The 4,710-nt window shown below is 69.4% G+C and carries 7 protein-coding genes; 3 read left to right on the forward strand and 4 right to left on the reverse strand.

The window, feature by feature from the left end; translation table 11 throughout:
* Positions 1 to 2: 2 nt before the first annotated feature.
* Both FV228_RS20795 and FV228_RS20800 read right to left on the reverse strand, forming a co-directional pair.
* Complete coding sequence (locus FV228_RS20795; protein ID WP_147856354.1) at positions 3 to 1,091, reverse strand: catalase family protein; 1,089 nt, start codon at positions 1,089 to 1,091, stop codon at positions 3 to 5.
* 162 nt (positions 1,092 to 1,253) lie between these two features.
* Complete coding sequence (locus FV228_RS20800; protein ID WP_147856355.1) at positions 1,254 to 2,087, reverse strand: porin family protein; 834 nt, start codon at positions 2,085 to 2,087, stop codon at positions 1,254 to 1,256.
* 201 nt (positions 2,088 to 2,288) lie between these two features.
* Here FV228_RS20800 and FV228_RS20805 point away from each other — a divergent pair, with 201 nt between their 5' ends.
* The 3 genes from FV228_RS20805 to FV228_RS20815 all read left to right on the forward strand — a co-directional run bounded on the left by FV228_RS20805 (position 2,289) and on the right by FV228_RS20815 (position 3,227).
* Complete coding sequence (locus FV228_RS20805; RefSeq protein WP_147856356.1) at positions 2,289 to 2,531, forward strand: hypothetical protein; 243 nt, start codon at positions 2,289 to 2,291, stop codon at positions 2,529 to 2,531.
* 61 nt (positions 2,532 to 2,592) lie between these two features.
* Positions 2,593 to 2,925, forward strand: a complete 333-nt coding sequence (locus FV228_RS20810; protein WP_147856357.1) for an energy transducer TonB — start codon at positions 2,593 to 2,595, stop codon at positions 2,923 to 2,925.
* A gap of 101 nt (positions 2,926 to 3,026) precedes the next feature.
* Positions 3,027 to 3,227 (forward strand): hypothetical protein, encoded by a 201-nt coding sequence (locus FV228_RS20815; protein WP_147856358.1) that lies wholly within the window; start codon positions 3,027 to 3,029, stop codon positions 3,225 to 3,227.
* A gap of 51 nt (positions 3,228 to 3,278) precedes the next feature.
* Here the strand turns inward: FV228_RS20815 and FV228_RS20820 are convergent, their stop codons facing one another.
* Both FV228_RS20820 and FV228_RS20825 read right to left on the reverse strand, forming a co-directional pair.
* A complete protein-coding gene (locus tag FV228_RS20820; RefSeq protein WP_147856359.1) occupies positions 3,279 to 3,479 on the reverse strand; it encodes a hypothetical protein in 201 nt (66 codons plus the stop codon).
* 93 nt (positions 3,480 to 3,572) lie between these two features.
* Positions 3,573 to 4,055, reverse strand: a complete 483-nt coding sequence (locus FV228_RS20825; RefSeq protein ID WP_147856360.1) for a DUF2721 domain-containing protein — start codon at positions 4,053 to 4,055, stop codon at positions 3,573 to 3,575.
* Between the last annotated feature and the right edge of the window lie 655 nt (positions 4,056 to 4,710).

Below are 4,710 nucleotides of genomic sequence, written 5' to 3' on the forward strand. Positions count from 1 at the left end.
GCTCAGACCCGCAGGGCGGCGGCGCTGGCCGGCTCGTGGAGCGGGCAGCCGTTGTGCGCGGCCCGGAACCCCGACGAGGCCGGGTAGACTGCCCGCCGCGCCCGCATGATCGAGCCGAGCGGCCGATGCGCCATCAGGCCGTGCCACGGGCTGAAGGCGAGGCCGTCGTCCAGGGCCGCGACCTTGGCCTCGCTCCAGGCCGCCTGGCGCGGCACCGTGATCCGCGCCACGGTTCGGTAGGGGCTCTCGGCCTCCGGCCACGGCACCGAGGCATCCTCCACCGGCATCGTCGCGGGGTCGGTCATGAGCTGCGCCCGCACCTCCCAGACGCCGTCATGGGCGACGAAATAGGCGTCCACCGCCTCGCGCAGGCCGTTCGGCTTGCCGTTGACGTCGAGCGGCGCATGGGTGAGCGCGGTCAGCTCCGGGGAGACGGGCGCCACCGAGACTTTGGCGACGTAATCGCCCCAGCGCAGCGGCACCTGGCTGTAGAAGGTCTCGCCGAGGATGTGGGTCTCGGGGTGGCCGCCCAGCGCGATCACCGTCGGGCTCTGGGTCCCCAGCCCCTCCAGCACCGTCTCGACGCCGCGCAGCAGGGCCGAGAGCCCCTTCTTGAACACCTGCGGGGTGTCGGTGGTGGCGGCCAGGAGCTTGAGGCTCTTCAGGAAGGCAGCGCCGTCCCTGGCCGTGAAGGCCGGAGCGTTGGCCATCACGAAATCCTGCGTCGTGCCCTCCGATCCGGGCAGGCGCTCGCCGGCCACGCCCAGGACCTTGAGGGCGAGGCCCCGCGGGGTCGAGACGCTGTCGTCGAGGATGTCGCCCGGATTGGTCGAGAGCCGCAGGACCACATCGTGGGTCCCCGGCGTCGCGAAGGCGCCCTGGGCAAGGGGGGCGGGCAGGTCGGGCAGCACGTCGAGCCGGCCCAGGAGCAAGCCGTGCGCCTTGGCGTGCACGCCGCGCACCGCGTGGCCGTAATCCTTCAGCGTCGTGCCCTGGATCTTGGCGAATTGCGCAATCATGCCGGCGTGGATCGCGTCCTCGTCGGGCTGCGGCGTCTCCAGGTCGGGGGTGTAGCGGGTGAACGAGGCCATAGGTCGGGTTGCTCCGAGCGGGTATCGCGCGTTGGAGCCTCAACCGGTGTGTTTCCGCGCCGTTCCGGCCATATCCAACGACAAACGCCCCGGGCGCGGAAGCACCCGGAGCGTTTGCAGGCTCAGTCGCCGCCCGGCCCGATCGGCCGGGCGGCGTTGGTCTTAGTACGAGCCGAACTTGTAGTTCAGGCCGGCGCGGACCACGGCGAACTCGTCGTCGCGACGGCCGATGGCGCTGTAGAAGGCCGGGACGTTGTTGGCGGCGTTGATCACGAACGCACCCTGGTTGCGGGTGTTGCGGTCGAGGTTGACGTACAGGCCTTCGACCTTGAGCGTCACGGCCGACGAGCGGAAGAAGTTCAGGAACGAGTCGACCGGCAGGGCGTATTCCATGCCGCCGCCGACGGTCCAGCCGGTGCGGAAGCTGTCGTTGCCGGCAAAGCCGCCGAACGAACGGTCGGCGCTGCCCGAGCCGTAGGCGAAGCCGCCGGTGCCGTACACCAGGACCCGGTCGAAGGCGTAGCCGAGACGACCGCGGACGGTGCCGAAGAAGTCGAGGCTCGACAGGCCGCGCGGGTCGGTCACGTAGAAGCCCGGACGCAGCGCGCCGCCGGTCACGAAGGCGTTGTTCCGGCCACGGCCGAAGTCGAGGTACTGGGCGTCGGCCTCGACGCCGATGACCACGCCCGAACCTGGGGTGAACTGGTAGTTGTAGCCGACCTGGCCACCGCCGGAGAAGCCTTCCTGGTTCCGCTGGCTGAAGTTCGCCGTGGCGACGCCGGTGGCGTACGCGGCCGGGATGCCGAAGCTGGAAGCGCTGTTGCTGCTGGCGTCGAAGGCGTAGCCGGCGTTGATACCGAAGTAGGCGCCGGTCCAGGTGAACACGGGCACCGGGGTGAAGATCGGCGGCGGGGCGGCGCGACGCGGCAGGTCGGCGGCCGAGGCGGCGGCGGTCAGGGCAGTAAAGGCGGCCAACGAGGCCAGAAGCGTCTTCATAACTGGTCTTTCCCCAGCGAATGTTCCTATCCACTGAGGAATTACCCGGTTTTCCACACTCAAGCTGTATCGCCACGGCCACAGGTGCCGCGGAAGGGAATTTTGGCGCCATCGGGCCGCCGACCTGAACCATCCTGCCACCGGCCCGTTGGCGCCGGACGCCCTCGGAAACGACGGCGCGTCGCCCCACGCGGAGGCCCCATGACCAAGCTGTTCATCGCCCAGATCCGCGACGCGGACGGGGACAAGCCGCTCGTGACGGTGCGGGCGGAGGCCGAGGGCGAGGCACGCCTGTTCCTGGCGGCGGCCTACCCGGAGGCGGAGATCGCCGGCCTCACCGAGCCCAGCGACTGGACCAGCGACGCCGATACCGGCTCCCGGGCCGGCGACATCCGCGAGCATCCCGGCACCGCCTGGCAGACGCCCTCCAGCCTGGCGGATTGACTCGCATTCGAGTGATTCCCTTCACCGGCCGTCAGCCCGCCTCAGTGAGGCTGGCGCCGTGATGTCCGGCGATCCCACACCCCGGCTGCTCGCGGCCGCTTCCGCCCTCACGGGCGCCGCCGCCCTGATGGTCCGGTCGGAACCGTCATGGGCGGGCGTGCTGGTCGGCTTGTCGTGCCTGGCGCTCTGGGCCGTCGGCACCCTGGCGTCGAGAGCCGGCAAGCCGCTCGCCCTGACCAAGCCCGCCCGACCGGTGGTGCTGGAGGCGGTGATCGTCGAGAGGCCACGGCCGCCGCTGCTTCTGCCGCCCCCTCGGGCGGCAGAAGCAGCGGCGGCGAATCTTCACCCGACGGATTTGGGGAAGGTACCGACGCGTCGCCAAACCCGCGGCTAGGGATCGCGGCCCGGCTTCGTGCGGCGCCATCAACGCGAGCTTCTGCCGCAGCACCGAGGCCCGACGATCCGCGTTGCCCGCAGCCAAACACGGAGACAGGCATGGCCGACACGGCTGACGTGACCACCTACACCATCAAGCAGGCCCTTGCCGCCCAGGTCGGGGACCATATCGAGATCGCGGTCGAGGCCGAGGACGGCACCAAGCTGAAGCTGAAGGCCACCGCCGACCAGCTCGACGCCCTGGTGGGAGACCTGGAGACCATCCTGGACGCGGACGATTCGGACGGCGAATCCGCCTGACCCGCCCCTCGGGGCCGCCGGCCTTTCGGCGGCCCACCCGGGGATCCGGGCTTACCGCTTCGCCTCGAGGGCGGGCACCTCGATCAACGGGATCAGCGGCTCCAGGTCGATCATCGGGCCGCCGAGATCGAAATAGTCGTTCTCGCAGGCCAGCTCCTCGTCCTCGTCCCGCCGCCCGAACGGCAGGATGGACGACAGCATTCCGAGGCACAACGCACCGGCGATGAGGGCAACCAGAATAGCGACGCTCATGGCGGAACACTCGGACGCGGCGGACGCGTAGAATCAGGCGCCGTCGAGATTAAGACGAAGTTCCTTTGCCGTGCAATGCGAAAGGCGAGCCGGTCACGATTGGGCCGGGACCTTGTCCTGCTGGTGCTCGACTTCATCGCGCACGCCGTGACCGGCCATCAGGATCTCGGTCATGAATGCCCCGATCGCCGCGACGGTGCAGACCAGCGCCGCGCCGAAGCAGGCGAACAGGATCGAGGCGGTCGCCGCGTCGCGCATCGCTCCGACGAACAGCGTCAGCACCGCCATCCCGATCAGGCAAGCGCCGAGCGAGGCCAGGACCACGGCGACATCGAGCACGAAGGAGCGCCGCCGCAGGAAGGTCAGCCTGCGGGACAGGCGCGCGGCCTCCGTATCGGTCGCCTTGGCGATCTGTCCCGAGAGGGCATCGACCTTGTCGGAGATCCGGCCGAGGCGGGTGGAGAATACGTTCAGCAGGGTCGCGAGGGCCGACAGGAGGAAGGCCGGCGCCAGGGCGACCTGGATGATGTGGGCGATGCTGTCGGGCTCGGTGGAGCTCAAGGAGAAGCCGAACATGGGCGCGCTAGGCTCGCGGACGCGGCGCGACCGCCCGGTCTCTGGCACCGCCCCGCGCGGCGGCGGATGATCTCGGGTTCACCATGCCGGGAGCGTCACCACAGGATGGCGTCCGAGCGCAACCCACGGATCACGCCGCGGGGCCGGGGCATGCCCGGGCCACGGAGACCGTTCGCGGGATGGCGGTTATATAACGAGGGTTTACAGCCCCTACACAGGCGGCGGGGGTCGTTAATTAATCTTAACAGCCATCAATAGTCCCGGACGGGCTTGCGAGGCGCCGGCCACTCGGATCTAAGTGAGGGCGAAGCTTCCTGGTTGGTCCTGGGAATGTTCTCGAGCAAACTAGAGCCCCGTCTGCCTCGTGCGGCGGGGTTTTTTGCTGCTGGAAACGTCGAGATACAAATCTCCGGTCTCAAAGGGGCATTCTTGGGCGCGGGATGTGCTCAATCGCACGGACCCAACCACCGGCCCGGGACCCTGGAAGCGCTGTTGCACCGCTGCACTATCGCGTTTCCCCGACCTGCCGTCTCTGTTGCCGGGCACACATCCCGCTGAACGGGAGACAGAGGACCCGATGATCAAGAAGCTTCTTCTCGCGAGCGCCGCCACGGCCCTCCTGACCGGCGCCGCCTCGGCCGCCGACCTGCCGCGT

Source organism: Methylobacterium sp. WL18, assembly GCF_008040015.1.
In the GTDB taxonomy this organism is placed as follows: Bacteria; Pseudomonadota; Alphaproteobacteria; order Rhizobiales; family Beijerinckiaceae; genus Methylobacterium; species Methylobacterium mesophilicum.